Here is a 26549-nt window from a genome sequence, read left to right on the forward strand (position 1 = left end):
ATGAATCCACGAGTTTTAGAATTAATAAAAAATCCCGAATTATTCCAGAATCAAGATTTAGATCTGCTGAATCTGGAAATCAAAAAGCATCCTTATATTCAGAATATCAGGGCGTTATATTTGTTTGGAATTCACAAATACAGTCCTGAAAATTACCAGTCGGTACTTTCAACAACCGCAGCTTATACCACGGATAAAAAAATCCTTTATCAGTTTATCAATAAAAAAGCGACCGCTGAAAATACCGGGCAAACAGTTGTGGAAACAAAGAGAGATGTGATTTACAAGATCCCTAAACAATCATTCCCAATTCTTCCTTCCGAAACTCCAAAAAATGCAACTCATGAAGCTGACGAGACTCCTGAGCATGAATCGAAACCTGTTTATGTAAATGGCGAATTAAACCGGATCTTATTTGAAGGAGAAGAAAATTTCCTGGAGCAGGACAATGATGTCATAGATCTTGAATCCACGCTGGAATCGGGATCAATTGTTACCCAAACCATTGAAAAAGAACCGGTAAAAACCACCGAACCGGAAAATACCGAAGTTATTCCAACCGAATCTGAAACCGAAGACATGGAAGCTTTCACTCCCGAAACCGTCGTTATTGAAACTGAAATTTCACAGGAAGAAGTTACTCTTGACGATGATTCGGAATTAAGTTTCCACGGAATTGAAGAGTTTTTACCCGAAACCAAAATTGAAACTTCTGCAAAATCTGAAGAAAGTATTTTCGAAAAAGAAGAAACCGAGAGTACTGAAGTCATAGTAAATGAAGTTGGAATTAGTGAAGAACAACCGGTTATTACAAATCCGGAAGCATTAAGTTTCCATGGAATGGAAGATTTTCTTCCTGAGATAAAAATATCTCCTAACACCTCTGAATCAGAATCTTACCACGTTCCGAAACCTGTACAAAACAAGCAGGAAGATGAAATGCAGCGCTTAATTGCGGAAGTGGAAGCAAAAATGAAATCCTCTAAAAAAGATAAAGTTCAGGAAGAGGAAATTCCTCAAAATAAAGAGGTGAACTTTTTTGAAACCCAAAGCTTTGAAGTTTCAAAACAGACAGAAGAAATTTCGGATCCTCAGAAAGAAGCTGAGGTTGAAATTGATCAGCAATCGATTTCCAGGAAAAAGACGGACATTCAAAAGCCGACCGAAATTAACTCTATTCCTACTGAAACAATCGTTAAAGCTCCGACTACAGCAAAAAGTGAATGGAAACCAATGTCGTTTTCAGGTAACACGCCGGATTCTCTGATTGACCAGAAGAAAAAGCATTCGGAGGAAAAAGGCACTCCGCTTGAAAGCAGCAGTGATCAGCCAAAAGCTCTTTCAGAAATTGAAGAGAAAATCAAAGAAAAAACTGAGGACAGACCCGTTTTCAATCTTTCGTTTTTCACACAAAAAGTTTCTGTTATTGAATCAGAAAAAACTGAAGAGCCTGCTGATGAAATTTTAAGTATTGAAGAACCGGTTACTGAAAACCCGGACAGCAACATCCCTACTTTCATCAATACCTGGCAAAAATGGTTGAAAATAGAAAGAAAAAGTGATAAAAGTGATGAAAATACGCCAATTTCCAAGGAAAAAGCAATTGAAGACTTTATCGTTAAAGAACCCAAAATCTCTAAACTAAAGGAAGAATCAGATTTTGTTGTGAAAGAGAAGGGCGATAATATTTCGCATTTAATGACGGAAACTTTGGCCAACCTTTACACCGAACAAAAACTCTACTCCAAAGCTATAAAAGCTTATCATATTCTTTCTGAAAAACATCCCTATAAAAAGGAACATTTCGAAAATAAAATAAACCAGATCAGGGAATTAAGGCAGAACAAATAAAACTTCAAGAATAAATTAAAAAAATGAAAATGGAGGTTATAATCATTATCGGACTTATTTTTTTAGGATTATTAGCAGGCTATTTAAGCGGTTTGGTGGGCATCGGAGGCGGTATTGTTATGGTACCGGTTTTGGTTTTTTTGTTTGGATTTACACAGCACAAAGCGCAGGGCACTACTTTGGCACTTCTTATTCTTCCGGTAGGAATTCTGGGTGTAATGAATTATTACAAAACGGGTAATGTTGATATAAAAACCACGCTTCTACTTTGTCTCGGATTTGTTTTGGGAAGTTATCTTGGAAGCAAAACCGCAATCACCATTTCGCAGGAGATGCTGCGCAAAGTATTTGCCATTCTGATGTTCGTCGTTGCCATAAAGATGTTCTTTCAGAAGTAAGCTCCACAAGTACTTTATTCCAGATTTTTAGTTTCCACGGCGTCTACATTGATTATTTTGGAGTTTCTGTCAGAATTAAAATCCCTGAATTTCCTCCATAATTTCCGTCCTAAAACCAACACAACGACAATCAAGATAATTGCGATAATAAAAGCGATCAGCGGTGCTGCAATTGCCAGAAATGACATGATTCCTGCGCCGGCTGTCTCCGTAGTCGCGACGACAGAATTTCCCAAACCTCCAGTTGTAGCCGTTGATGCTGCTCGTGTTCCTGCAAATCCTGAGCTTATCGCAGCTGCGGTTCCTCCGCCGGCAATTAAAGCTAAAGCCCATTGAGGAAAAGTCCCGATATCCGCAAACTGGCTCGCAAACATCACGGAACCTGCAATGGTCGCCAATGGAACTGACATCGTATCTAAAAGGTGATCAACATAAGGAATATAATACGCCAGAATCTCAACCACCGTGGCTATTCCTGTGGTAATCAAAGTCGGAAGCCCGGCCAGCCAATGAAAATTTTCGTTCATCGGAATCCAGCCCATATAGGTCGCCAAACTTACAGCAAACATCGGCAGAAAAACTCTGAAACCCGTTGCAGCAGCAAGTCCGATTCCGATAAAAGCGCTGATTAAATAAGGTAAATAAGGAATATGATCCAGCATTTTTTGTAAAAATTAATTGTTTAATCCAACCAAATTTACAAAAAGTATGCTAACAGGTTGAAAATTATTTTTTTGATTTACAGAGGGTTAGGAAATTTTCTTCCAGTGATTTCAGATCGGCAGGTTTTTCTTTGGAAACCCAGAAAATCATTGATAAAGAATGAGTTCCGAAAGCTTCTGTGAAGACATCTTTATTAAAACGGTACGCTTCACGCAGCAGTCTTTTTATCCGGTTTCTGTCTACTGCTTTTTTAAAATATCTTTTTGAAACCGAAACCCCGACTTTCTGGTTCGGAAGTGAAAAATCTTCCTGAGGTTTTTTGTCCAGATTAATAGAAATGATCCGCAGATCACCGCAGCTCTGCCACTTACCTTTTCCAAAAAGCAAATCGATTTCTCTTTTCTGTTTGAGTTTTTCCCGTGTCGGATATTTTTGATTCAAAATATATTTTGCTTTATTGGTAATGAATTTGACTTCTATTTCGATTCTTTCATCAGATAATTGATCACTTCGGCGGCCGCGTAAAGACCAAAAATTGCCGGAATAAAACTTATCGTTCCGTAAAAAGACCTTTTGTAGTTGCTTCCGTCAGTCATTTTTAGACTTTCTTCGGCCTGTATTTCGTTGGAAAAAACACAACGGATACCTTTATTGATTTTTTCTTTTTTGAGACGTTTTCTTACATTTTTTGCAAGATAGCAATTATAGGTTTTGCTGATGTCGCGAACCATCACTTTTGCCGGATCCACTTTTCCGCCGGCGCCCATGCAGCTCACAATTTTTATTTTTTTCCGTTTTGCAGTTTTGATCAAAGTGATCTTTGGAGCTACACTGTCAATACAATCAAGAATATAATCAAATTTCTGAGAATCAATTACTTCTTCCATACTTTCGGGATTCAGGAAGTCATTGATTTTGGTTAGCTCCAGATCTGGATTAATATCTAAAATACGTTCCGCAACAATTTCCACTTTCGATTTTCCGATGGTGGAGTGAAGAGCGGGCAATTGCCGATTGATATTGGTAATATCTACCACATCACCGTCAACGATCGTCATTTTTCCCACACCGGATCTCGCCAGGAATTCTGCGGCAAAAGAACCGACGCCACCCAAACCGACAATAAGAAGATTGGCATTGCGGAGTTTTTCAATGCCTTTTTCTTTGATAAGAAGTTCGGTACGTTCAAGCCACTTTTTCTGCATTTTATATGGGAATTTGTAAATTTTTGAGGTTTTCTTTGATTTTTAGCGTAAAATCTTCCAAGCCGAGGTTTTTTAATTCCGAAACTTTCTGATATAATTCCTTGATTTCAAAATCAGCAGAATCGGTTTCAATAAAAATTTGATCAAGAGGAAAACCCTTTAAAAAATCCTGCAAATTTACATTATACAACACTGACTTTCCAAAACTTAAGTAAAATTGATTTTTAAACAGTTCATCGCCAATACTTTTTCTTTTATTGAAACCATGAATAATCACCGGCACTTTCGCTTTCTTTCTGAAACGGATTACTTGCGAAAATCTTTTTACACAGTGAATTATTAAAGGTTTATTCAGCTCGTTGGCTAATTCTATCTGCATTTCAAAAACCTCTTCCTGTAATTTTTCGTCCACCTTTATTAATCCATCCAAACCGCATTCGCCAATAGCAACGCAATTTCCAAGCTTTGAAATTTCTTTTATCCAGGCAAAATCCGCTTCAATATTTTCTGAAATTGCTTGCGGATGAATTCCGGCAGAAAAGAAGTTTTCCGGCGGTTCTTCGTTCAGCTTCAAGTTGTAAATACCAAAATTTCTGTCGAAATCGTGATGATGAAAATCGAAAAACTCCATACTCAAAAGTATAAAATTATATGCCTAATTATTAAACAATCGTTTTAAATTCTGTTAAAAATTACTTAACTTTACTCAAAATAAACAAAGATGAAGAAGAAATTCTCCGAAAAACAGATTCATATTTTGGATGTTGCTGAAAAACTGATCGCTAAAAAAGGTTTTGAAGGAACTTCAATCCGTGATATTTCCACGAACGCCAATATCAACGTTGCGATGATATCTTATTACTTCGGATCGAAGGAAAAAATGATGTCCTATCTCTACCGTTACCGGGTACAGAAAACGAGAGAAAGTTTTGCGGAATTTGCGGAAATCATCAAAGACGGAAAACCGGAAATGCAAATGAAAGAACTGATCAAATATGTTGTAAATCAATTATTTAAATTCAATTATTTCCATGGATTTGTAACTCAGGAACTTCGTCACACCGAACATCTTAAAGATGACCTTCTTGAGTTTTACACCACTTTTACCACCAAAATTGACGATGTCATTAAAAAAGGAGTTGCTTCCGGAGTGTTCACCAACGCGCCAAAACCTGAAGATATCCTGACTCTGATCGTAGGATCTTCCCTGTTTGTGATCCGCAATAAAAATTTCTATGAACTCTATGTTTCCGGTAAAGAAGAAAATTATTTACAGGATGCAGAAAAGAAAATCCTCGCTAATCTTTTGGTAACAGTTTTTTCATTGGTTGGATATACAGCGTACTAAATTTGGTGATTTTATTAGATTGAAGATCAAAATAGCTGTTATACCGATAATTTATTAGTTAAATTATCATAAAAAAAAATCTATTGACAAAAAAATTATATTTTTGCAACCTGAACCGCAGAAAAACATTTATTATTTCTGCTATAAAAGATTTATGAAAAAATATTTGATAGTATTACTTGCATTTTTTGCTTTGTCGGCTTGTAACAGACAGCAGGATTTAGCGATGAAAAGTGCAGATAAAGATTATATCCTTAAAGTTGCCAACGAAAAATTCGAAAAGAAAAAGTGGGCAGATGCGCTCGCATTGTACGAAAGATTATCTAACCTTGTTGCCGGGACGGACGATGCACCGAATGTAGTGTACAATTCGGCGTACGCCAATTATTACGATAAAAACTACAAACTGGCAGGTCACCAGTTCAAGAATTTCTCAGTGACATTCCCGCAGGATAAACGTGCGGAAGACGCGGCTTATATGTCAGCATTATGTTTCTATGAAGGTTCTATGGATTATAATCTTGATCAGACAAGTACAGATCTTGCCATCAACGAACTTCAGAATTTTCTTACCAGTTACCCGAATTCAGAAAAATCAAAAAACATCAACGAACTGATTGATGAACTGACTTACAAACTGGAATTCAAAGCGTACGAAAACGCAAAGCAATACTACAAAATGGCTGATTATAAAGCCGCTAACGTTGCTTTCGAAAATGTACTGAATGATTTCCCGAGTACTAAACTGGCGGATAAAATTTATGAGTACATTTTGAAATCGAAATATGAGCTTGCAGTAAATTCCGTTTATGACCTTAAAAAAGACCGTATTGAAAACGCTATTGCTTTTACAAAACAGGTAGAAAGAGAAATGCCAAATTCAGCAAACGCTAAAACGGCGCTCGACTTAAGAAACAAACTTGCAAAAGAAAAAGAGAACTTCCTGGAGCTTGAAAAAAAGGTGGAGGCCAGAAAAAAAGAAATTCAGGATAAGCAGAGAGCAGAAGAAGTAAGACTGAATCAGGAAAAAGATCAGCGTGATGCAGAGAAAAAAGCAGATCAGATCAAACGGGACAGCGCAGCACTTTCTACACCCGCACCGGCTGCGACTTTCAAAATCAAAAAATAAGCTGTATATTTGCAAACTTTAAATATAATAATTCACTGAAAATGAGCGCTAAAGATTCTAAAGCCGAACTAAGTACAATAACTTACGACAAAGATAAAATCGAAGAAAAAGTTGGTTCTATCTATGAAGCCATCGTAATTATGGGCAAAAGAGCAGAACAGATCAACGCAGAAATCCGCTCTGAACTTCATAATAAATTAGACGAATTTGCTGTACACAATTCCACTTTGGAAGAAGTGTTCGAAAACAGAGAGCAAATTGAGATCTCAAAACATTACGAAAAACTTCCGAAACCAACATCCATCGCAATTCAGGAGTGGTTAGACGGGGAAGTTTATTTCAGAAATACCGACGAGAAAAACTAATCAGAAGTTTTTACTTAAAAAATTAAAGTCACAGAAGTTCATACTTTTGTGACTTTTTCTTATTAACACACGGAACTGAAAAGGTAATTCTAAAATTTTAACTAAATTCGTTCCACATAAAACTCAATTTGAAATGGCCATTCAGGGTAAAAAAATTCTCATCTGTGTTTCCGGCGGTATTGCCGCTTACAAAATCAATTACCTGATCAGGGATTTCATTAAGAAAGGTGCCGAAGTACAGGTTCTGATGACGCCTTCTGCTGAAAACTTTGTGTCAAAACTTACCCTTTCGACCCTTTCAAAAAATCCGGTTTTTTCAGATTTCTATTCCGAAAATGGAACCTGGAATAATCACGTGGAATTTGCACTTTGGGCGGATGTCATTTTAATGGCTCCCTGCACCGCAAATACTTTAGGGAAAATGGTTCACGGCATCTGTGATAACCTTATTATCGCAACTTATATGTCCGCGAAATGTCCGGTTTTTATCGCACCAGCAATGGATCTGGATATGTATCAGCATCCTTCAACAAAACAAAATCTTGAACTTGCCGAAGATTTCGGACATTTTATTATTCCTGCAGAAACCGGCGAACTTGCCAGTGGATTGGTTGGGCAGGGAAGAATGGCCGAACCGGAAACCATTTCTCACACTATTCAGGATTTTTTTAGTTCAGGTAAAAATTCAAAAAACTTAGTTGGAAAAACAGTTCTCATTACGGCAGGACCCACATATGAAGCTATTGATCCCGTTCGTTTTATCGGAAATCATTCTTCCGGCAAGATGGGGTTTTCTATCGCAGAAGAAGCTGCAAAACGCGGTGCAAAAGTCATCCTGATTTCCGGACCGAGCACGCTTCAATCCAATCATTCCAATATCGAAATCCACCGGGTTACCTCAGCCAGGGAAATGTTCGATCAGGTTTTTAATTTTTATGGTAATGCAGACATTGCTATTGCAAGTGCCGCAGTGGCGGATTATGCACCGAAAGAAATTGCCAAGGAAAAAATAAAGAAGAAAGAGGACGAATTAACCATCGAACTGATCAAAAACCCGGATATTCTGAAAACAATGGGCGAAAGAAAAACCAAACAGTTTTTGGTTGGCTTTGCTCTGGAAACCCAAAACGAAGAAGAAAATGCAAAAGGGAAACTCAATAAAAAGAATCTGGATATGATTGTTCTGAATTCGCTTCGCGATGAAGGAGCAGGATTTAAAAACGATACGAACAGAATAAAAATTTTCACAAAATCAGAAGAAAAAGAATTTCCTCTGAAACCGAAAAATGAGGTGGCAAAAGATATATTAAATTTTGTGGAAGAACAGATTCTGAAATAATATCCCTAAATTTCCGTTTTCTAATTTTTATACCAAACATGAAGAAACTCTTTACGATATTAGTTATTTTATTTTCATTTAATCTCAGTTTTTCTCAGGAACTTCTGGCAACGGTGCAGGTTAATGCCCAGCAATTAGCCGGAAGCAATACCCAGGTTTTTAAAACTTTAGAAAAGAATCTGCGCGATTTCATCAACAATACAAGCTGGACAGGAAAAAAACTTCAGAATTTTGAAAAAATCAAATGCAATTTTGCAATCGTGATCACTGAAAAATCCGGAAGCAGTAATTTTAAAGCAAACATTGTTGTACAGGCAGTTCGGCCGGTTTTTAACACGACGTATGAAACGCCTTTAATCAATATTAATGATACCAATTTCAGTTTTGATTATACTGAAAATGAAAATCTGGTTTTCAATGACCGGCAGTTTTCAGGTAAAAATTTAATCGATGTGGTAAGTTTTTACGTGTACACCATTTTGGGATACGATGGCGACAGCTTCAAGGTAAGAGGCGGACAGCAGTGGTTTGAGAAAGCTCAGAAAATTTCGAGCAACTCTCAGAATCAGAAATTTGCAGGCTGGTCACTTATCGAAGGCCCGAGAACCAGAGCCGCACTGATCGACAACATCATGAAACCGGAGCAAAATACGCTCAGAAACCTTTACTACACCTATCACCGCGCCGGATTGGACAACCTCGGAAAGCAGGATCAGGCTTCAGGAAAAAAAATTATTGCTGATGCTTTGATGCAGCTGAAAACTTATGAAAGTAATTTCCAGATGAATTATCCTGTGAATATTTTTATAGATACCAAAAAGCAGGAAATCTTCGACCTCTTCAGTAACGGGAACAATGCCAATGTGAATATGGCAGATCTGAAATCGCTTTTCGTTACGCTTTCCCCGAAAGATATCGACAGCAAATGGAATAAGTGGAAATAAGCCGTGTTGGTGACGATTTATTTCATTTATTAAGGTTGAATTTTAATTCAGCATCCGCATTTCAAATTCCCCTTTAAAATCCTTAAATTTACGCTCTCAACTTCGTAAATATAATTGTGTAATCCGTTTTTACAACATGCTTTCAAGAATTTTCATTCAGAATTTTGCATTAATCGACTCGCTCGAAATTACTTTAAACAAAGGTTTACAGGTGATTACCGGCGAAACAGGTGCGGGAAAATCAATTATTCTAGGCGCTTTGCGTTTGATTTTGGGAGAAAGAGCCGACGCAAAGTCCATCCAGAATTTTGAAGTGAAAAGCATTGTCGAGGCTGAGTTTGCCATCAATGACGGTTTTAAAACTTTCTTTGACGAAAACGATCTCGATTTTGATCACCACACTGTTATCCGTCGTGAGTTACTTCCGAACGGCAAATCCCGAGCGTTCATAAATGATGTCCCGGTAACTTTGGAAACGCTGAAAATGCTTTCTACCAAGTTAATCGACATTCATTCGCAGTTCGAAACCTCCAATTTATTTGATGAAGAATATCAGTTCAGAATCATTGACGGACTTTCGAAAAATAAAACACTGATTCTTAAATATCAGAAAGAATTTTCCGAGCATAAAAAACTTCTAAGAGAACTTGAAAATCTCAAGAAACAACTTTCAGAAGGCAATAAAGAGAGCGATTATAAAGCATTTTTATTGAATGAACTGATGGAAGCCAATCTTGATGATTTAGATTTGGAAGAACTTCAGAGCCAGGTCAAACGTCAGGAAAATGCGGAAACAATTACGGAAAACCTTTCGCAGATTTTTATCAAGCTTGATGCAGAAGAGATCGGAATTCTCGATTCCATGAATGATGTGAAAGGAAAACTGTCGAAAGTTGCTGATTTATCTCACGAGTTTACTTTGCTGAACCAAAGATTCCATGAGAATTTTCTGGAATTTAAAGACATCCTTTTTGAACTTCAGGACGAAGCCGAAAAAATGGAAACGAGCCCGGAAATCCTGGCTGATTTAAACCAGAAATTAAATGCGGTTAATACTTTACTTTTAAAACACAGTTCAAATTCTATTGAAGAATTAAAAGCAATCCGCAATCAAATTTCGGGTGAACAGAACACTTTTGCCGAACTGGAAGATCATATTGCAGCAATTGAACAGAAACTTACCGCCTCATCCGTACAACTTGATGAAATGGCAAAAGATCTCTCTGCAAACCGAAAAAAATCTATTCCGAATTTCATTAAAAAAATTGAAGCTTTACTGAAACAGTTAGGCTTGGAAAAGGCAAAGATAGAGGTAGAACTTACGGACAGCGCGAACTTTACCAATTTCGGGAAAGAAAATATTCAGCTTTTATTTCAGGCGAATTCAGGTTTTCCTTTAAAACCGATACAGTCTGCTATTTCCGGTGGTGAGCGTTCCAGAGTGATGCTTTCCATTAAAAAACTGATGGCTGAAAATGATGAGCTTCCGACTTTAATTCTGGATGAAATTGATACCGGAGTTTCCGGGAAAGTAGCTGAAGAAATGGGAAATGTAATGAAAGAAATGGCAGAAGATATGCAGCTCATCGTTATTACCCACCTCGCACAGGTTGCAGCCAAAGGAAATGAAAACTATAAAGTGATCAAAGAAGAAGTTTCGGGTAAAACCAAATCGAATATTATTCCTTTAAATCAGGAAGAAAAACTTCAGGAAATCGCGCAGCTTCTTTCCGGAAGCAAGATTACCGAGGCGGCAATCTCTCAGGCTAAGGAACTGATGAAATAAAAACTTTACAGACAGCATAAAACAATCCCGGCAATTACCGGGATTGTTCCTTTCTAATCATCATCGGAATAAATGTAAGTGTTGTGAGCAGTTTCAGTTTTGAGCATTTCAGAACTTATACTTTATCCCTGAATTTTTTGTTTTATTCAAACCATATTCTCCGGTTTTACCCATTCATCGAACTGTTCTACGGTAAGCAAACCGAGATTGATCGCTTCTTCCTTTAAAGTTGTTCCGTTTTTATGAGCCGTTTTTGCAATTTTTGCGGCGTTTTCATATCCGATATGTGTATTTAATGCAGTAACCAACATTAAGGATTTATCAACCAGCTCTTTAATTCTCGGCAAATTCGGTTCAATCCCAACCGCACAGTGGTCATTGAACGAAAGACACGCGTCTCCTAAAAGCTGCGCAGACTGCAGAAAATTGTAAGCCATCACAGGCTTAAAAACATTCAGCTCATAATTTCCCTGAGTTCCGGCAAATGAAATGGTAGTGTCATTTCCCAAAACCTGGGCGCAAACCATTGTAATTGCTTCGTTTTGTGTCGGATTTACTTTACCCGGCATGATGGAAGAACCCGGTTCGTTTTCAGGAATTAAAATTTCCCCAATTCCGCTTCTCGGCCCTGAAGCAAGCAAACGGATATCCTGAGCGATTTTATAAAGTGATACGGCGAGCTGTTTTAACGCTCCGTGAGTTTCCACGATGGCGTCGTGCGCTGCCAGTGCTTCAAATTTATTGGGAGCAGTCACAAACGGCAGCCCTGTGAATTCAGAGATATATTTCGCAACCAGAACATCGTAGCCTTTTGGGGTGTTCAGACCGGTTCCTACAGCCGTTCCACCCAAAGCCAATTCCTGAAGGTGATCAAAAGTATTGGTGATTGCCTTCACTGCATAATCAAGTTGAGCAACATATCCGGAAAATTCCTGACCTAAAGTCAGAGGTGTGGCATCCATTAAATGCGTCCTGCCGATTTTCACAATATTTTTAAATGCCTCTGATTTTTCGTTTAAAGTATTTCTCAGTTTTTCGACAGCCGGCAAAGTATGTTCCACGACTTTTTTGTACGCGGCAATGTGCATCGCTGTCGGAAAAGTATCATTGGAACTCTGGGATTTATTAACGTCGTCGTTAGGATGTATTTCGGATTTTTCACCTAAAATTCCGCCGTTATTGACGTGAGCTTTATTTGAAATCACCTCATTCACATTCATATTACTCTGCGTTCCCGATCCGGTTTGCCAGATCACAAGCGGAAACTGATCATGTAATTTTCCTTCTAAAATTTCGTCACACACTTTGGCAATCATATCCCGTTTTTCTGCTGAAAACACTCCCAGTTCAGCATTGGTGTACGCTGCAGCCTTTTTCAGATAGGCAAAGGCTTCAATAATTTCCGCCGGCATTGAACCTTCAGGGCCTATTTTAAAATTATTTCTTGAACGTTCAGTTTGTGCTGCCCAGAATTTATCGGCCGGAACCTGCACTTCGCCCATGGTATCGTGTTCTGTTCTGTAATTCATTGTTTTATAATTTTAATCAGGAATAATAATTTTTGAATACTTTTTCGGAAGAAAAACATCACCTGCTTTTATCATATAAAGTTAATCAATTCAGTCAACAAGAACAATTTATAACCAGTTTAAATATCAATCAATACACAATAGATTTTATTAACCCCCCGAAAATCCGTATTTTTACATTCTTAAAAAGTTTAATAAAAAAATGGAATTTCAATACCAGGAACCCTTTCCTATTCTTAAAGACGACACCCAATACAGAAAACTCAGTTCAGACTATTTAAAAATCGAATACCTCGGCGGCAGAGAAATCTTAACCGTCGATCCCAGAGCACTTGAACTGCTTGCAGAACAGGCTTTAGCCGACGTTTCTTTTATGCTGCGTTCTTCCCATCTGCAGAAACTCCGCAATATCATCGACGATCCTGAAGCGACCGATAACGACCGTTTCGTAGCTTACAACCTTTTACAGAATGCTGCTGTTGCAGTTGAAGGCGCGCTCCCTTCCTGTCAGGATACCGGCACCGCGATTTGTGTTGCCAAAAAAGGAGAAAATGTGTACACCGGAGCTGAAGACGCAGAATGGATTTCAAAAGGAATTTTCAATACTTATCAAAACAGAAATTTAAGATATTCTCAGGTAGTTCCTTTGAGCATGTTTGAGGAAAAGAATTCCGGTTCGAATCTTCCTGCTCAAATCGATATTTATGCGACAAAAGGCGAAGAATACAAATTCCTTTTCCTTGCAAAAGGAGGCGGTTCGGCCAACAAAACTTTCCTTTACCAGAAAACAAAATCCCTGCTGAATGACGCATCTCTTGAAGCCTTCGTTCGCGAAAGAATTATGGATCTGGGAACAGCGGCATGCCCGCCTTACCATTTGGCACTTGTGATTGGCGGAACTTCTGCTGAAGCCAATTTAGCAGCCGTGAAAAAAGCCAGCGCAGGATATTATGACCATCTCCCGACCGAAGGAAATATGGGCGGCCAGGCATTCCGTGATTTGGAATGGGAAAAGCGTGTTCAACAAATCTGCCAGGAGTCATCTATCGGCGCACAGTTTGGCGGAAAATACTTAACGCATGATGTGCGGGTAATCCGTTTACCTCGTCACGCAGCTTCCTGTCCGGTAGGAATGGGGGTTTCCTGTTCTGCTGACCGGAACATTAAAGGAAAAATCACCAGAGAAGGAATTTTCCTGGAACAGCTGGAAACCAATCCAAAACAATATTTGCCTGAGACCGCTCCTCATTTGGAAGAAGCTGTTTCCATCGACCTGAATCAGCCGATGGCAGACATTTTAGCAGAATTATCAAAACACCCGATTAAAACCCGACTGAGCCTGAACGGAACTTTAATTGTTGCCAGAGATATCGCTCACGCCAAGATCAAAGAACTGATTGACAGCGGAAAACCGATGCCCGAATATTTCAAAAATCACCCGATATATTACGCTGGTCCTGCAAAAACGCCGGAGGGAATGGCTTCAGGAAGTTTCGGTCCGACAACAGCGGGCAGAATGGATGTGTATGTAGATGAATTCCAAAATCTTGGCGGAAGTATGATTATGCTCGCGAAAGGAAACCGAAGCAAAGAAGTAACCGACGCCTGTGCAAAATACGGAGGTTTCTATCTGGGCTCCATCGGAGGTCCGGCAGCTATTCTAGCAAAAGAGAATATCAGATCAGTTGAAGTGGTTGATTTTGAAGAACTTGGAATGGAAGCTGTAAGAAAAATCGAAATCGAGAATTTCCCGGCATTTATTATTTCCGATGATAAAGGAAATGATTTCTTTGCATCTATCGCCCATTAAAGTTTAAAACCAGTTTAAATAGCAAAAAATCACAGGAAATCTTTTGCCCGAAAACAAAAAATGTCCTACTTTTGCCTAAAATCTATTACAATAATGATGTTATCAGCATTTTTCCCGTTTTACCAATTCCTTTGGACCGCCTATTTCGTAACGATGTTCCTCGTTGGATTCTGGTGTATCTTCATGTTTTTCGGGTATGTAATCCCAATTTGGTTAACCTCCGGATTGATGGAATATTTCGGAAAAACCAAACCTTTCGATCCTGAAGACGTGAGAAGAAAAACAATGACAGAGCAGGAAGGTGTAGAATTGGTCTACAGTAATCCAAAAGGCCGCGGCCCGTTTTTACACAGCCACGACAATCACGGTCATCACTAGTTGATGTCATTGCTTTCCCACCTGAATTCCGGGAAAAGCAATCACAAAGCAAAACAATATATATAAATCAGATTCTGAATTTCAGGATCTGATTTTTTTTAGGAGCAGACAGTATTCGTTTCTTTCAAAACCACACCGGCTTTCCACTCTATCTTTTGCTCCGCTGCGCTGCTCAAAAGGATGCCGTTTCAATCCGGGCTATAAGACCGTTCAGTTGTTCTTCGGTGAGCATTATTCTTTTCCGCTTTTTTCCTATCTTTGCACCCACAAATTTCTACAAATGTCAAAGTCCCTTATACCCAAACTCGAAGCAATAAAACAACGTTACAACGAAGTTGCAGACCTTATTATTCAGCCTGATGTAATTTCCGACCAAAAGAAATATTCGTCCCTGAACAAAGAGTACAGCGACCTCGGAAAAATTGTTGCCGTTTTCGATCAGTACAAACAGGCTTTGAATACCATTGAAGAATCCGACGAAATTATCGCTGACGGTTCTGATAAAGAATTTGTGGAAATGGCAAAAATCGAAAAAAACGAAGCCCTCGAAAAAATTCCCGGACTTGAAGAAGAACTTAAAGTTCTCCTGATTCCTAAAGATCCTGCCGATGACAAAAACGTAATTGTTGAGCTTCGTGCCGGAACAGGAGGTGATGAAGCCGCTATTTTTGTAGAAGATGTGTACCGCGCTTATTCCATGTACTTCAAAACCAAAGGCTGGAAACATGAAATTACTGATTCCAGTGAGGCTTCTAAAGGGTATAAAGAACTCATACTGAAAGTGGAAGGTGAAGGCGTTTACGGGATTATGAAGTTCGAATCCGGAGTGCACCGTGTACAGCGTGTTCCCGAAACCGAATCTCAGGGAAGGGTTCATACTTCCGCTATTACCGTTGCTGTTTTACCGGAAGCGGAAGAAGTGGATTTCGAACTGAATCCTGCCGATATCGAAATGCAGACTTCAAGATCAGGCGGTGCAGGTGGACAGAACGTAAATAAAGTAGAAACAAAAGTACAGCTGACGCACAAACCTTCAGGAATGGTAGTCGTTTGTCAGCAGGCGCGTTCTCAGTTGGCCAACCGTGAACTTGCGATGGAAATGCTCCGAACCAAACTGTACGATATTGAATTGCAGAGAGTTCAGGGAGATATTGCCGCACAAAGAAAAACCATGGTTTCCACAGGTGACCGTTCCGCAAAAATTAAAACTTATAATTATCCTCAGGGAAGAATTACTGATCACCGGGTAAATAAATCTATTTACAATCTGGACGCTTATATGAACGGTGATATCCAGGAGATGATCGACGCAGTAATTATGGCAGAAAATGCCGAGAAAATGAAAGGCGAAGAAGACAATTATTAGGACTTTATTCAGATTTTTCTATATTAGCGGAAATTAAAAAATATTATATTATGAAAAAATCAATTTTTATGGCGGCGGCTTTTGCGGCAGTAACTTTAATTTCCTGTAAAAAAACTGAAACTGCAGCGACAGATGTTCAGACAGATTCTACAGCAACCGCAGTAGTTGTAGACAACGATTCTTTACCAATTATCTCAGATTCTTCAGCAGCTGGCAAAGCTATTGACGCTACAGGCGATGCAATGAAGAAAGGTGCAGCTGAAGTAAAAGATGCAGCTAAAGATGCTACGGACGGTGACGGTAACATCACAAAATAATTTATTTTATTTGATAAAATAAGAAAGTCTTCCTTCTGGGAAGGCTTTTTTTATTCCCATACCAATTCTAAATACGATGCCTTGCCTAAATTTTGTAACTTTACTTTTTTAATTTTTAAGAACAATGCGTAAAAAGATTCTTGCCGAAACTCCGGATTTTTCTCTGGATTATGTACAGCACACTTTGTATAATTTCGAAAAAGACGGTTTGGAATTGAAATCTTCCTACACCGAAAGAGACTCAAAACATTTAACTGAAAAGGAGTACTCTGCAGGAATTGCACCTTATTTACGCGGTCCATATTCCACTATGTATGTTCAGAAACCCTGGACTATAAGACAATATGCCGGATTTTCGACTGCAGAAGAATCCAATGCTTTTTACAGAAGAAATTTAGCTGCCGGACAGAAAGGTTTATCCGTTGCATTCGATTTGGCAACTCACCGCGGTTACGATTCAGATCATCCGCGAGTGGTGGGAGATGTTGGTAAAGCCGGTGTTGCCATTGATTCGGTGGAAGACATGAAGATCTTATTCAATGAAATTCCTTTGGATGAAATTTCGGTTTCCATGACGATGAACGGCGCAGTTTTGCCCGTTTTAGCATTTTATATTGTTGCTGCGGAAGAGCAGGGCGTTTCACAGGAAAAACTTTCGGGAACCATACAAAACGACATTCTTAAAGAATTCATGGTGAGAAACACCTACATTTATCCGCCAACTCCTTCCATGAAAATCATCGCTGATATTTTCGAATATACGGCTAAAAATATTCCCAAGTTCAATTCCATTTCCATTTCAGGATATCACATGCAGGAAGCCGGAGCTACGCCGGTTCTCGAAATGGCTTACACCTTGGCAGACGGACTAGAATACGTAAGAACAGGAATTAAAGCCGGCATGAAGGTGGACGATTTTGCGCCGCGACTTTCCTTTTTCTGGGCAATCGGGATGAATCATTTTATGGAAATTGCAAAGATGAGAGCAGCGCGGGTAATCTGGGCTGATCTTTTAACGCAGTTTAATCCTCAGAATCCGAAATCTTTAGCATTAAGAACCCATTCCCAAACATCAGGCTGGAGTTTAACAGAACAGGAACCATTCAATAACATTACCCGAACCGCCATTGAAGCTTTGTCTTCAGCTTTGGGCGGAACCCAGTCTCTACACACAAATGCTCTGGATGAAGCTATCGCGTTACCAACCGATTATTCCGCAAAAATTGCCAGAAACACCCAAATTATTCTTCAGCAGGAAAGCGGAATCTGCGACATCGTTGATCCAATGGGCGGAAGTCATTTAGTTGAAAGTTTAACCCAACAAATGATTGATGAAGCAATGAAATTCATTGATGAAGTGGAAAAAGAAGGCGGAATGACCAAAGCCATCGAGGCGGGAATTCCGAAAATGAGAATCGAAGAAGCTGCCGCTAAAAAGCAGGCAAAAATAGACAGCGGAGAAGAATTTATCATTGGAGTAAATTCTTTTAAGTCCACCCAGAAACAGATGGATCTGGAAATCCTGGATATTGATAATTCTGAAGTCCGCAGAAAACAGATTGAAAGACTTCACCAAATAAAAACGGAAAGAAACGCTGAAAAAGTAAGTGCAATTCTCGGTCAGCTGAAAGAATCAGCCAAAACCGGAAATGGGAACCTTTTGGAAATCTGCATTGAAGCAGCAAGAAGAAGAGTAACTTTGGGTGAAATGAGCGACGCGATGGAAGAAAGTTTCGGGCGCTACAAAGCCAATATCAGAACAATACAGGGAGTTTACGCCATGAATGCCAGCAAAAACGAATACTTTGATAAAGCCGTTGCTTTAACCCAAAAATTTGAAGACCACGAAGGACGCCGGCCAAGAATTATGGTTGCCAAAATGGGTCAGGACGGCCACGACAGGGGAGCAAAAGTTGTGGCAACTGCTTTTGCTGACATGGGATTTGACGTAGATGTTGCGCCTTTGTTTCAAACGCCGGACGAAGTGGCAAAACAGGCGGTGGAAAACGACATTCACATTTTGGGCGTGTCTTCCTTGGCTGCAGGCCACAAAACTTTGGTACCTCAAGTTATACAGGAATTAAAAAAACTCGGTGCAGACGACATTACGATCGTGGTTGGTGGTGTAATTCCTCAGCAGGATTACGAATTTTTGTATCAAAACGGCGCGGATCATATTTTCGGTCCCGGAACTAATTTACCCAAATCGGCGTGTGAAATTTTAGAGAAAATGTTAAGCTAAAATTTGCCAATTCAAAAAAAATAATATCTTTGCACCTGAAAATCAAGTTTAACCAATTAAAAAACGACGAGGCAATGTTCAAATTTAATCTACATATATCAGTAGGATTGCCTTTTGCAAAGGCGAGGCTTCGTGGTTTGGTACACTCATAGAATAACAGTATATTGAAATATCAAAACCCGAAGTCGCAAGATTTTCGGGTTTTTTATTGCGCAATATTTCAGACTCAAAACAGTTTCCCCAAAATCTTTTTTTAGGAGCTTAATCCGGCTTTCCGCTGTATCTTTTTTCGCCACCGCTTTTTTCAAGCCAAAGCAAAAAAAGGATGCCGCTGCAATCCGGGCTATGACAAACTCTTTTCTAAACCTTCAAGGTTTTGGAAACCTTGAAGGTTTAGAAAAAATCAACTAAATTTTTAGTTGAAAATAATCGATGCGAGACTATCAATCATCTCTCATCATTCATCAATTATATAAAACAATGGGAAATTTAAAACTTAAAGGAAAAGATATATTAAAATTAGGTTATCCAAATAATCAGAGCGTCAACATCGCTTTAGAAGTAATGAAAAGAAACTTCGCAACCAAAAATATTCAGTACGTGAAATCTTTATTAAAAGAAATCCAGCAGAATCCGGAGAACTTCGAGAAAGATTTAACATTCGGACAAATCGCAGAAGCTTTGCTTTCATCAAAGAAAACTGAAAAAAGAATGCTCAACACAAATCGAGCAACTTTCAACATTTTCGGAAACAACATTTCAGATGAAGCAAAAAATCAGCTTTACACCGCTTTGAAACTTCCCATTGCAACGCAAGGCGCTTTGATGCCAGATGCACACAGCGGTTACGGACTTCCAATTGGTGGAGTTCTCGCCGTAGAAAATGCAGTGATTCCTTACGGAGTCGGGATGGATATCGGTTGCAGGATGTCGCTCAGTATTTTGGATACACCAATTTCATATCTCGACGGAGCAAGAGATAAATACGAAAAAGCTCTTGCCGAACATACCAAGTTCGGAATGTATGAAACGCACAAATCTCACATCGATCACGAAATTTTCGACAGAGATACGTTCGATTTAATTCCGATTTTGAGAAGATTAAAAGGAAAAGCCATCAAACAAATGGGAAGTTCCGGCGGCGGAAATCACTTTGTGGAATTCGGAGAAGTGGAAATTACGGAAGAAGACGAACAAATCAATCTTCCAAAAGGAAAATATCTTGGGATTCTTTCACACAGCGGTTCGCGTGGATTGGGAGCGGAAATCGCTCAATATTATTCGAGAGTGGCGACTGAGCAATGTCCGTTACCAAAAGAAGCTCAAAACTTCGCCTGGCTGGATTTGAATACGCATCTCGGAATCGAATACTGGACGGCGATGAATCTCGCAGGAGATTACGCATCGGCTTGTCACGACGATATTCACAGAAGATTGGTAAAAGCAGTCGGTGGAAGAGTGAAAGCCAGAATAGAAAACCATCACAATTTTGCGTGGAAAGAAATCCACAACGGAAAAGAAGTGATTGTACACAGAAAAGGCGCAACTCCAGCCAACGAAAACGAGTTGGGAATGATTCCAGGTTCAATGACTGCAAAAGGTTTTATCGTTCGTGGAAAAGGAAATTCGGATTCACTGAACTCTGCTTCACACGGAGCTGGAAGAGCTTTTTCGAGAGGACAATGTAGAAGTCTTTTCACTCAAAATGACATTAAAAAAGAATTGAAACTCAAAAATGTCACGTTGATGGGCGGAAATGCCGAAGAAGCACCAATGGCGTACAAAGACATCAACGAAGTGATGAACGCCCAAAGTGAACTGGTCGATATTCTCGGAACTTTCCAACCTCGAATTGTGAGGATGGATAAATAATTTGGTTGATAGGTTATAGTTGTTAGTTGATAGAATTTTCATCCAACATCCATCATCCATCACCCAACAATAAAAAAAAACAATGGGCAAAATAATACAAATCACCTCGGGAAGAGGACCTTTGGAATGTCAGTGGGTAGTTGCCAAAGTTCTGAAGGTCTTCCTTGAGGAAGCAAAACAAAATAAAATCGATTACGAAATCATTCATCGCGAAAATGGAGATGAAAATCTGACTTTGAAATCTGTGACTTTACTTTTAAAAGGAAAAGACGTGAATGAATTTCTAAAATCCTGGCTCGGAAGCATTCTTTGGATTGGAAAAAGCACTTTCAGGAAACTTCACAAACGGAGCAATTGGTTTATCGGGATTTTTGAACAGAAAGGTTTGGAGAAAATTGAATTTAATGAAAAAGATATTCAGTTTCAGACCGCGAGGAGTCAGGGAAGTGGCGGACAAAACGTGAATAAAGTGGAAACCGCAGTTCGGGCAACTTATTTGAAAACCAGACAAAGCGTTTTCGTACAGGATTCGCGTTCGCAACTGGAGAATAAGAAACTTTCAGTTATCCGGTTAAAAGAAAAAGTAATGGAATTTCATATTCAGCAATTGGAAAAACAAATGCAGGAAACCTGGAATAATCATTTGAATGTTCAGCGTGGAAATCCGGTCAGAACATTTTCGGGAACCGATTTTAAAAAGAATCATCAGGAAAAATCTTTCAAAGAAAGATATCAACTGAAAAATGAATTAAAAAAATACAGAAATGACCTTAACTAAAAGTAAATATTATTTCGAAGCTTTGGATAACTATCCATACAACTTGCCGGATTGCCTGGAAGCGCTGAATTATGCGCTTTCTTACGACCCGGAAGATGCAGATTCGCTGTGCCTGACGGGAAGAATCTACAGCGAAATGCTCCTAGATTATGAAAAAGCAAAACTCTATTTTGAAGAAGCAATGCAGTACGACGTGACCAATCTTAATACTCCAAAATATTATATTAAATGTCTTTTGGATAACGAAGATTTTCAGGAAGCTGAAAAACTGATCAACTATTCTTTAAAGATAAAAGGAATTGACAAGTACGCCATCATGTATTACAGAGCCTTACTTTCCGAGATGAGGGGAAGTTTCAAGAACGCACTGTACTTTTTGAAAGAAACGGAGAAGTACTGTTTCAATTCCGAAAGTCTTGAATCAGTGAAAGAGCGAAAGAAATTCATAAAATCAAAAATGCCAAAATCTAAAAAAGTGAAGGAGACGAAATAGGTCTCCTTTTTTATGAGGTGACTGAGGAAATTAACGCTTCAATCTCCAATTTTTGTTCTTTATAACTCTCCTGCAATTCGGAGTTCTCGCCCATTCTTCTGTAATATTCCAAAGCTTTTTCGCCGAAGAATTTTTTGTGAAAATCTGAAACTTCGGGAACATTGGGAAAAACTTTATGGAAAAGCATTTCGTAATACGCCTGAAACTCACGCTCGTTTTTGTCTTCGATTAAATTTTCCGGAGCTTTCTGACGCACGTGCAGCATTTCGTGGGCCAGCATATTGACCACTAAATTCAGGTCGAAATCGAAAAGATTTTTTGGAATCATCACCTTCTGCCTTTCTCCTATTTTCCCTTCTGCAGTAAGAAGCAATTTGTTCGGCTCAAGCTCAGGACGGAAACCAAAGCCGGCAAAATTTTCATGCTCCAAACCAAAAGTGCTGATGACGAAGTTAGCAGCATCGATAATTTGTCCGTGCTGTTTGTAAGCTTCAAGATGATCGGTAATATTTTCTAAATTCATTGGATTACTGGTTTTGTTTTGAAAACGGGTCCGCGGCCGTGATCGCAGCGGTTACCCCGCAGGGAGGCGGCGGAACGAAGTGGAGCTGCCGACCGAGGAGTATGAGCGGAGAGCGCGAATTGTCCGCCCTAAAAATAAAAAAAAACGTGTCAGAAACACGTTTTTAATTTTTAAAATTCGATATCTACTTCCAGTTTTTCGGCGAGCAGTTTCGAAATTTTTATTTTAAGCGGCTCAATATCAATGTTCTGCATCGCATCATTTGCGAACGCGTATAACAGCAAAGCCTGTGCTTCATTTTTCGAAATTCCGCGTGCACGGAGGTAGAAAAGTGCATCTTCATTCAGCTGACCAACGGTGCAGCCGTGGGAACATTTTACATCATCAGCAAAAATTTCAAGCTGCGGCTTGGTGTCAATCGTGGCACCTTCATTGAGCAAAATATTGTTGTTCTGCTGATAGGCGTTGGTTTTCTGGGCGATTTTATCCACGAAAACCTTCCCGTTGAAAACTCCGTGAGATTTATCTTTATAAATTCCCTTGTAATTCTGGTAACTTTCGCAATTCGGGGTTTTATGATGAACGGCGGTGTGGTGATCCACAGTCTGTTCGCCGCCGATAATCGTAATTCCGTTCATGAAAGAGTTGATATTCTCTCCGTTATGAATGAAATCGAGGTTGTTTCTTACGAGTTTTCCGCCAAAAGTGAAAGTGTTAACCGTTGTTAAACTGTCGCGCTCCTGTTTTGCAAACGTATGATCGATGAGATACGAGGTATCACTGTCGTTCTGTACTTTATGCCAGTCGGCTTTTGCATTTTGGTAAGTGAAAATTTCGGTAACCGAATTGGTGAGAACAAAAGTGCTGTCGAAATTGTGATGGCTTTCGATAATTTCAATTTTGGAACCTTCTTCCGCGATTAATAAGTTCCGGGTGTTGTAAACCGTATTTTCATCCTGGTTCTGAGAAAGATAGAAAACATGAATCGGTTTTTCAATTACCATATTTTTCGGAACTTTCAGGAAAAATCCCTGCTTGCAGTATGCTAAATTCAGGTTGGTAAAAGCCAGATCCTGCGCAGCGATTGTATTGAAATATTTCTCGAAAACCTCTTTATGTTTTGCATCGTTCAAAGCAAAATTAAAGGAAAGGAATTCTACATTTTCAATGGAGATTTTTGAAAGTTCTTTGTGCAGCTGTCCGTTAATAAAGACAATCCAGTCAAAATTTTCTTCACCTAAATGAAGTGCATCAATCTGTTCTTTGGTAATATTGTGGGATTCATTCGGAAAAAAATTATAGTTTTTCTCTGAAATCTCTTTCAGGTTGGTGTATTTATATTCCTCGTCTTTTTTAGTAGGGATTCCGAGCTGAAAGAATTTATTTAAAGCCGACGCCCTCTGATCATCCAGAAAACGGTGTTTCAGGGTTTCTAAAAAAGCTGCGTGGTTATTCTGTATATTTTCTAAAAGTGCCATATTTATTTGTTTGATGATGTTTGATTTGTGCTTGTTTTGTTAAGGCTCCAAAAATCAGAAACCGAAAATTTTCAAACCATTTCAAACTAATTCAATAGCCAGTCGTAGCCTTTTTCTTCAAGTTCCAGCGCCAGATTTTTATCTCCGGTTTTGATGATTTTCCCGTCAGCTAAAACGTGTACAAAATCCGGCTGAATATAATCTAAAAGTCTTTGGTAGTGAGTAATCAGCAAAACTGCATTTCCTTCGTTTCTGAAAGAATTTACGCCGTCGGCAACAATTCTTAGCGCATCAATATCCAAACCTGAATCGGTCTCATCCAGAATCGCTAATTTCGGATTCAGCATCATCATCTGGAAGATTTCGTTTCTTTTCTTTTCTCCTCCTGAAAAACCTTCATTTAAAGATCTTGAAAGAAAATCTCTTTTGATTCCCAGTTTTTCCGAGTTCTCACGAATCAGCGCCAACATCTCTTTTGCAGGCATATCTTCCAAACCTTTAGCTTTTCTGGTTTCATTAAGAGCAGCCTTAATAAAGTTCGTCACAGAAACTCCCGGAATTTCTACAGGATACTGAAAAGAAAGGAAAATTCCTTTATGTGCTCGGTCTTCCGGCGCATCTTCAATGATATTGTTACCTTCAAAAAGAATTTCACCGTCAGTTACTTCGTAATCTTCTTTTCCTGCAATCACGGATGAAAGTGTGGATTTTCCGGCACCGTTCGGTCCCATAATCGCGTGAACTTCGCCCGGGTTGATCTGTAAATTAATTCCTTTTAAAATTTCTACGCCGTCTTCTATTTTAGCGTGTAAGTTATTGATATTTAGCATAATTTAGTTCTGTTTTTGTTTGTTTAAATTCAATAATTGATTTCTGAATCTTTATCTTATTTAAACTGATATTAACCGACTGATCCTTCAAGGGAAATTTCTAATAATTTCTGAGCTTCGATCGCAAATTCCATTGGAAGTTTGTTTAAAACTTCTTTACCGAAACCGTTCACAATCAGTGCAATCGCTTTCTCTGTATTGATTCCGCGCTGGTTACAGTAGAAAATCTGGTCTTCACCGATTTTTGAAGTCGTAGCTTCATGTTCTAACTGTGCAGTCGGGTCTTTGATTTCGATATATGGGAAAGTGTGTGCGCCACATTCATTGCCCATCAAAAGCGAGTCGCACTGAGAAAAGTTTCTTGCACCTTTTGCTGAAGGCATTACTTTCACCAATCCACGGTAGGAATTATTAGATTTTCCGGCAGATATTCCTTTTGAAATAATAGTAGAACGGGTATTTTTCCCGATGTGAATCATTTTCGTTCCGGTATCGGCATACTGATGATTATTGGTCACGGCAATGGAATAGAATTCACCAATGGAATTATCACCTTTCAAAATACAGCTTGGATATTTCCAGGTTACTGCAGAACCGGTTTCAACCTGAGTCCATGATATTTTTGCATTTTTCTCACAAATTCCGCGTTTTGTTACGAAATTGAAAACTCCGCCTTTTCCTTCAGCGTCTCCCGGGAACCAGTTTTGGACTGTAGAATATTTAATTTCAGCATTATCCATCGCGATAAGTTCCACCACTGCGGCGTGAAGCTGATTTTCGTCTCTTGCCGGTGCGGTGCAGCCTTCAAGATAAGAAACGTAACTTCCTTCATCCGCGATCAGCAAAGTTCTTTCGAACTGCCCGCTTCCGGACTGGTTGATTCGGAAATAAGTAGAAAGTTCCATCGGACATTTCACGCCTTTGGGAATGTAGCAGAAACTTCCGTCAGAAAACACTGCCGAGTTTAAAGCTGCATAAAAGTTATCTCCCCTCGGAACTACTTTCCCGATATGTTTTCTCACCAATTCCGGGTAATTCTGGATGGCTTCCGAAATTGGACAGAAAATAATTCCCTTTTCTAAAAGGGTTTCCTGGAATGTTGTTTTCACAGAAACCGAATCCATCACAATATCCACCGCAACGCCGGAAAGCCTTTTCTGTTCTTCAATATTGATTCCCAGTTTAGCAAAAGTTTTCAACAATTCCGGATCCACTTCATCCAGACTTGCAAGCTCTGGCTTTTTCTTTGGCGCGGCGTAATATTTAATTGCCTGAAAATCAGGTTTTTCATATTGTACATTTGCCCAGGTCGGTTCTTCCATTTTCTGCCAGATTCTGAAAGATTCCAGCCTCCATTCCGTCATCCATTCCGGTTCATTTTTCTTTGCCGAAATCATTCTTACGATGTCTTCATTCAGACCGGCAGGAAAATCTTCATACTCGATATCTGTCTCGAAGCCGAATTCGTATTTTTGGTTTTCAAGATCGACCCTTAAGTCGTCTTCTGTATATTTTGACATAATTTTTTATAAACTAAAAGATTCTCCACACCCACATGTTCTGTTCGCATTGGGATTGTTGAATATAAAACCTTTCCCATTCAAACCTCCCGAATATTCGAGCGTTGTACCTGCAAGATAAAGGATGGATTTTTTATCGATGATGATCTTTATCCCGTTATCTTCAAAAACCTGATCTGCGTCTGTTTTTTCGTTATCGAACTTCAAAACATACTCAAGCCCGGAACAGCCACCGCTTTTAACGCCGACTCTTATATAATCTTCAAAAGGTTTAAAACCGTCTTCAGTCATCAGCTGAATGGCTTTTTCTTTCGCATGATCGCTAACTTTTATCATTGTTTTTATTTAGACTTATTTTAGATTGCAAAATTACTAATAATATAAT

At 39.1% G+C, this 26549-nt stretch carries 26 protein-coding genes; 16 read left to right on the plus strand and 10 right to left on the minus strand.

Going from position 1 to position 26549, the window contains the following annotated elements; genetic code table 11:
* Together KSK37_RS10190 and KSK37_RS10195 are read left to right on the plus strand one after the other, a co-directional pair.
* Complete coding sequence (locus KSK37_RS10190; protein ID WP_088359005.1) at positions 1-1851, plus strand: hypothetical protein; 1851 nt, start codon at positions 1-3, stop codon at positions 1849-1851.
* A 29-nt stretch (positions 1852-1880) separates the two neighbouring features.
* Positions 1881-2249, plus strand: coding sequence for a sulfite exporter TauE/SafE family protein (locus tag KSK37_RS10195; protein ID WP_246566472.1), 369 nt, complete (start codon positions 1881-1883; stop codon positions 2247-2249).
* 14 nt (positions 2250-2263) lie between these two features.
* Here the strand turns inward: KSK37_RS10195 and KSK37_RS10200 are convergent, their stop codons facing one another.
* The 4 genes from KSK37_RS10200 to KSK37_RS10215 form a co-directional block, all read right to left on the minus strand.
* Complete coding sequence (locus KSK37_RS10200) at positions 2264-2911, minus strand: DUF4126 domain-containing protein (protein ID WP_217201239.1); 648 nt, start codon at positions 2909-2911, stop codon at positions 2264-2266.
* 64 nt (positions 2912-2975) lie between these two features.
* Positions 2976-3353, minus strand: coding sequence for a ribonuclease P protein component (gene rnpA, locus KSK37_RS10205; protein ID WP_217201241.1), 378 nt, complete (start codon positions 3351-3353; stop codon positions 2976-2978).
* Positions 3354-3388: 35 nt separating this feature from the next.
* The gene (locus KSK37_RS10210) at positions 3389-4117 is read right to left on the minus strand and encodes a tRNA threonylcarbamoyladenosine dehydratase (protein ID WP_217201243.1); all 729 of its coding nucleotides are present in this window, start codon (positions 4115-4117) and stop codon (positions 3389-3391) included.
* A gap of 1 nt (position 4118) precedes the next feature.
* Complete coding sequence (locus tag KSK37_RS10215; RefSeq protein WP_217201245.1) at positions 4119-4748, minus strand: TatD family hydrolase; 630 nt, start codon at positions 4746-4748, stop codon at positions 4119-4121.
* A gap of 90 nt (positions 4749-4838) precedes the next feature.
* Here KSK37_RS10215 and KSK37_RS10220 point away from each other — a divergent pair, with 90 nt between their 5' ends.
* The 6 genes from KSK37_RS10220 to KSK37_RS10245 all read left to right on the plus strand — a co-directional run bounded on the left by KSK37_RS10220 (position 4839) and on the right by KSK37_RS10245 (position 11028).
* Positions 4839-5465 carry a TetR/AcrR family transcriptional regulator gene (locus KSK37_RS10220; RefSeq protein WP_217201247.1) on the plus strand — a complete coding sequence of 209 codons (627 nt, stop codon included), beginning with the start codon at positions 4839-4841 and terminating at the stop codon, positions 5463-5465.
* A gap of 154 nt (positions 5466-5619) precedes the next feature.
* A complete protein-coding gene (locus KSK37_RS10225; RefSeq protein WP_217201249.1) occupies positions 5620-6594 on the plus strand; it encodes an outer membrane protein assembly factor BamD in 975 nt (324 codons plus the stop codon).
* Positions 6595-6635: 41 nt separating this feature from the next.
* Positions 6636-6959, plus strand: a complete 324-nt coding sequence (locus KSK37_RS10230; RefSeq protein WP_088359012.1) for a DNA-directed RNA polymerase subunit omega — start codon at positions 6636-6638, stop codon at positions 6957-6959.
* Positions 6960-7092: 133 nt separating this feature from the next.
* Positions 7093-8298, plus strand: coding sequence for a bifunctional phosphopantothenoylcysteine decarboxylase/phosphopantothenate--cysteine ligase CoaBC (gene coaBC, locus KSK37_RS10235; RefSeq protein WP_088359013.1), 1206 nt, complete (start codon positions 7093-7095; stop codon positions 8296-8298).
* 38 nt (positions 8299-8336) lie between these two features.
* Positions 8337-9242 carry a type IX secretion system protein PorD gene (gene porD, locus KSK37_RS10240; RefSeq protein ID WP_217201250.1) on the plus strand — a complete coding sequence of 302 codons (906 nt, stop codon included), beginning with the start codon at positions 8337-8339 and terminating at the stop codon, positions 9240-9242.
* Positions 9243-9378: 136 nt separating this feature from the next.
* Positions 9379-11028 (plus strand): DNA repair protein RecN, encoded by a 1650-nt coding sequence (locus KSK37_RS10245; protein ID WP_217201252.1) that lies wholly within the window; start codon positions 9379-9381, stop codon positions 11026-11028.
* A gap of 146 nt (positions 11029-11174) precedes the next feature.
* On the opposite strand, the gene fumC is transcribed toward KSK37_RS10245, so the two are convergent.
* Positions 11175-12557, minus strand: a complete 1383-nt coding sequence (gene fumC / locus KSK37_RS10250; protein ID WP_217201254.1) for a class II fumarate hydratase — start codon at positions 12555-12557, stop codon at positions 11175-11177.
* Positions 12558-12759: 202 nt separating this feature from the next.
* On the opposite strand from fumC, the gene KSK37_RS10255 reads away from it, so the two are divergent.
* The 8 genes from KSK37_RS10255 to KSK37_RS10290 all read left to right on the plus strand — a co-directional run bounded on the left by KSK37_RS10255 (position 12760) and on the right by KSK37_RS10290 (position 21813).
* A complete protein-coding gene (locus KSK37_RS10255) occupies positions 12760-14367 on the plus strand; it encodes a fumarate hydratase (protein ID WP_217201256.1) in 1608 nt (535 codons plus the stop codon).
* 93 nt (positions 14368-14460) lie between these two features.
* The gene (locus tag KSK37_RS10260) at positions 14461-14745 is read left to right on the plus strand and encodes a hypothetical protein (RefSeq protein ID WP_088359018.1); all 285 of its coding nucleotides are present in this window, start codon (positions 14461-14463) and stop codon (positions 14743-14745) included.
* Between the two features lie 280 nt (positions 14746-15025).
* Positions 15026-16111, plus strand: a complete 1086-nt coding sequence (gene prfA / locus KSK37_RS10265; protein ID WP_088359019.1) for a peptide chain release factor 1 — start codon at positions 15026-15028, stop codon at positions 16109-16111.
* A 50-nt stretch (positions 16112-16161) separates the two neighbouring features.
* The gene (locus KSK37_RS10270) at positions 16162-16428 is read left to right on the plus strand and encodes a hypothetical protein (RefSeq protein ID WP_088359020.1); all 267 of its coding nucleotides are present in this window, start codon (positions 16162-16164) and stop codon (positions 16426-16428) included.
* Positions 16429-16552: 124 nt separating this feature from the next.
* Positions 16553-18670 (plus strand): methylmalonyl-CoA mutase, encoded by a 2118-nt coding sequence (gene scpA / locus KSK37_RS10275; protein WP_217201258.1) that lies wholly within the window; start codon positions 16553-16555, stop codon positions 18668-18670.
* 480 nt (positions 18671-19150) lie between these two features.
* Positions 19151-20542 (plus strand): RtcB family protein, encoded by a 1392-nt coding sequence (locus tag KSK37_RS10280; RefSeq protein ID WP_217201260.1) that lies wholly within the window; start codon positions 19151-19153, stop codon positions 20540-20542.
* A gap of 82 nt (positions 20543-20624) precedes the next feature.
* Positions 20625-21320, plus strand: coding sequence for a peptide chain release factor H (prfH, locus tag KSK37_RS10285; protein WP_217201262.1), 696 nt, complete (start codon positions 20625-20627; stop codon positions 21318-21320).
* Complete coding sequence (locus KSK37_RS10290; RefSeq protein WP_217201264.1) at positions 21307-21813, plus strand: tetratricopeptide repeat protein; 507 nt, start codon at positions 21307-21309, stop codon at positions 21811-21813. Before prfH ends, KSK37_RS10290 begins: the two co-directional genes overlap by 14 nt.
* Before the next feature lie 10 nt (positions 21814-21823).
* Here KSK37_RS10290 and KSK37_RS10295 read toward each other — a convergent pair whose 3' ends face one another.
* The 5 genes from KSK37_RS10295 to KSK37_RS10315 all read right to left on the minus strand — a co-directional run bounded on the left by KSK37_RS10295 (position 21824) and on the right by KSK37_RS10315 (position 26500).
* The gene (locus tag KSK37_RS10295; RefSeq protein ID WP_217201266.1) at positions 21824-22336 is read right to left on the minus strand and encodes a hypothetical protein; all 513 of its coding nucleotides are present in this window, start codon (positions 22334-22336) and stop codon (positions 21824-21826) included.
* Positions 22337-22506: 170 nt separating this feature from the next.
* On the minus strand, positions 22507-23814 hold the full coding sequence (gene sufD / locus KSK37_RS10300) for a Fe-S cluster assembly protein SufD (RefSeq protein ID WP_217201268.1): 1308 nt from the start codon (positions 23812-23814) through the stop codon (positions 22507-22509).
* 86 nt (positions 23815-23900) lie between these two features.
* Positions 23901-24644: a Fe-S cluster assembly ATPase SufC gene (gene sufC, locus KSK37_RS10305; RefSeq protein ID WP_088359027.1), complete on the minus strand. Its 744-nt coding sequence runs from the start codon at positions 24642-24644 to the stop codon at positions 23901-23903.
* 71 nt (positions 24645-24715) lie between these two features.
* On the minus strand, positions 24716-26164 hold the full coding sequence (gene sufB, locus KSK37_RS10310) for a Fe-S cluster assembly protein SufB (RefSeq protein WP_088359028.1): 1449 nt from the start codon (positions 26162-26164) through the stop codon (positions 24716-24718).
* 6 nt (positions 26165-26170) lie between these two features.
* The gene (locus KSK37_RS10315; protein ID WP_088359029.1) at positions 26171-26500 is read right to left on the minus strand and encodes a HesB/IscA family protein; all 330 of its coding nucleotides are present in this window, start codon (positions 26498-26500) and stop codon (positions 26171-26173) included.
* Between the last annotated feature and the right edge of the window lie 49 nt (positions 26501-26549).

Origin of the sequence: Kaistella soli, from assembly GCF_019038595.1 — a bacterium.
GTDB classification, from domain to species: Bacteria; Bacteroidota; Bacteroidia; order Flavobacteriales; family Weeksellaceae; genus Kaistella; species Kaistella soli.

Coding starts and splice junctions, on each gene's coding strand:
- KSK37_RS10190 (WP_088359005.1), top strand. CDS start 1: ATGAATCCACGAGTTTTAGAATTAATAAAAAATCCCGAATTATTCCAG.
- KSK37_RS10195 (WP_246566472.1), top strand. CDS start 1,881: ATGGAGGTTATAATCATTATCGGACTTATTTTTTTAGGATTATTAGCA.
- KSK37_RS10200 (WP_217201239.1), bottom strand. CDS start 2,911: ATGCTGGATCATATTCCTTATTTACCTTATTTAATCAGCGCTTTTATC.
- KSK37_RS10210 (WP_217201243.1), bottom strand. CDS start 4,117: ATGCAGAAAAAGTGGCTTGAACGTACCGAACTTCTTATCAAAGAAAAA.
- KSK37_RS10215 (WP_217201245.1), bottom strand. CDS start 4,748: ATGGAGTTTTTCGATTTTCATCATCACGATTTCGACAGAAATTTTGGT.
- KSK37_RS10220 (WP_217201247.1), top strand. CDS start 4,839: ATGAAGAAGAAATTCTCCGAAAAACAGATTCATATTTTGGATGTTGCT.
- KSK37_RS10225 (WP_217201249.1), top strand. CDS start 5,620: ATGAAAAAATATTTGATAGTATTACTTGCATTTTTTGCTTTGTCGGCT.
- KSK37_RS10230 (WP_088359012.1), top strand. CDS start 6,636: ATGAGCGCTAAAGATTCTAAAGCCGAACTAAGTACAATAACTTACGAC.
- coaBC (WP_088359013.1), top strand. CDS start 7,093: ATGGCCATTCAGGGTAAAAAAATTCTCATCTGTGTTTCCGGCGGTATT.
- porD (WP_217201250.1), top strand. CDS start 8,337: ATGAAGAAACTCTTTACGATATTAGTTATTTTATTTTCATTTAATCTC.
- KSK37_RS10245 (WP_217201252.1), top strand. CDS start 9,379: ATGCTTTCAAGAATTTTCATTCAGAATTTTGCATTAATCGACTCGCTC.
- fumC (WP_217201254.1), bottom strand. CDS start 12,557: ATGAATTACAGAACAGAACACGATACCATGGGCGAAGTGCAGGTTCCG.
- KSK37_RS10255 (WP_217201256.1), top strand. CDS start 12,760: ATGGAATTTCAATACCAGGAACCCTTTCCTATTCTTAAAGACGACACC.
- KSK37_RS10260 (WP_088359018.1), top strand. CDS start 14,461: ATGATGTTATCAGCATTTTTCCCGTTTTACCAATTCCTTTGGACCGCC.
- prfA (WP_088359019.1), top strand. CDS start 15,026: ATGTCAAAGTCCCTTATACCCAAACTCGAAGCAATAAAACAACGTTAC.
- KSK37_RS10270 (WP_088359020.1), top strand. CDS start 16,162: ATGAAAAAATCAATTTTTATGGCGGCGGCTTTTGCGGCAGTAACTTTA.
- scpA (WP_217201258.1), top strand. CDS start 16,553: ATGCGTAAAAAGATTCTTGCCGAAACTCCGGATTTTTCTCTGGATTAT.
- KSK37_RS10280 (WP_217201260.1), top strand. CDS start 19,151: ATGGGAAATTTAAAACTTAAAGGAAAAGATATATTAAAATTAGGTTAT.
- prfH (WP_217201262.1), top strand. CDS start 20,625: ATGGGCAAAATAATACAAATCACCTCGGGAAGAGGACCTTTGGAATGT.
- KSK37_RS10290 (WP_217201264.1), top strand. CDS start 21,307: ATGACCTTAACTAAAAGTAAATATTATTTCGAAGCTTTGGATAACTAT.
- KSK37_RS10295 (WP_217201266.1), bottom strand. CDS start 22,336: ATGAATTTAGAAAATATTACCGATCATCTTGAAGCTTACAAACAGCAC.
- sufD (WP_217201268.1), bottom strand. CDS start 23,814: ATGGCACTTTTAGAAAATATACAGAATAACCACGCAGCTTTTTTAGAA.
- sufC (WP_088359027.1), bottom strand. CDS start 24,644: ATGCTAAATATCAATAACTTACACGCTAAAATAGAAGACGGCGTAGAA.
- sufB (WP_088359028.1), bottom strand. CDS start 26,164: ATGTCAAAATATACAGAAGACGACTTAAGGGTCGATCTTGAAAACCAA.
- KSK37_RS10315 (WP_088359029.1), bottom strand. CDS start 26,500: ATGATAAAAGTTAGCGATCATGCGAAAGAAAAAGCCATTCAGCTGATG.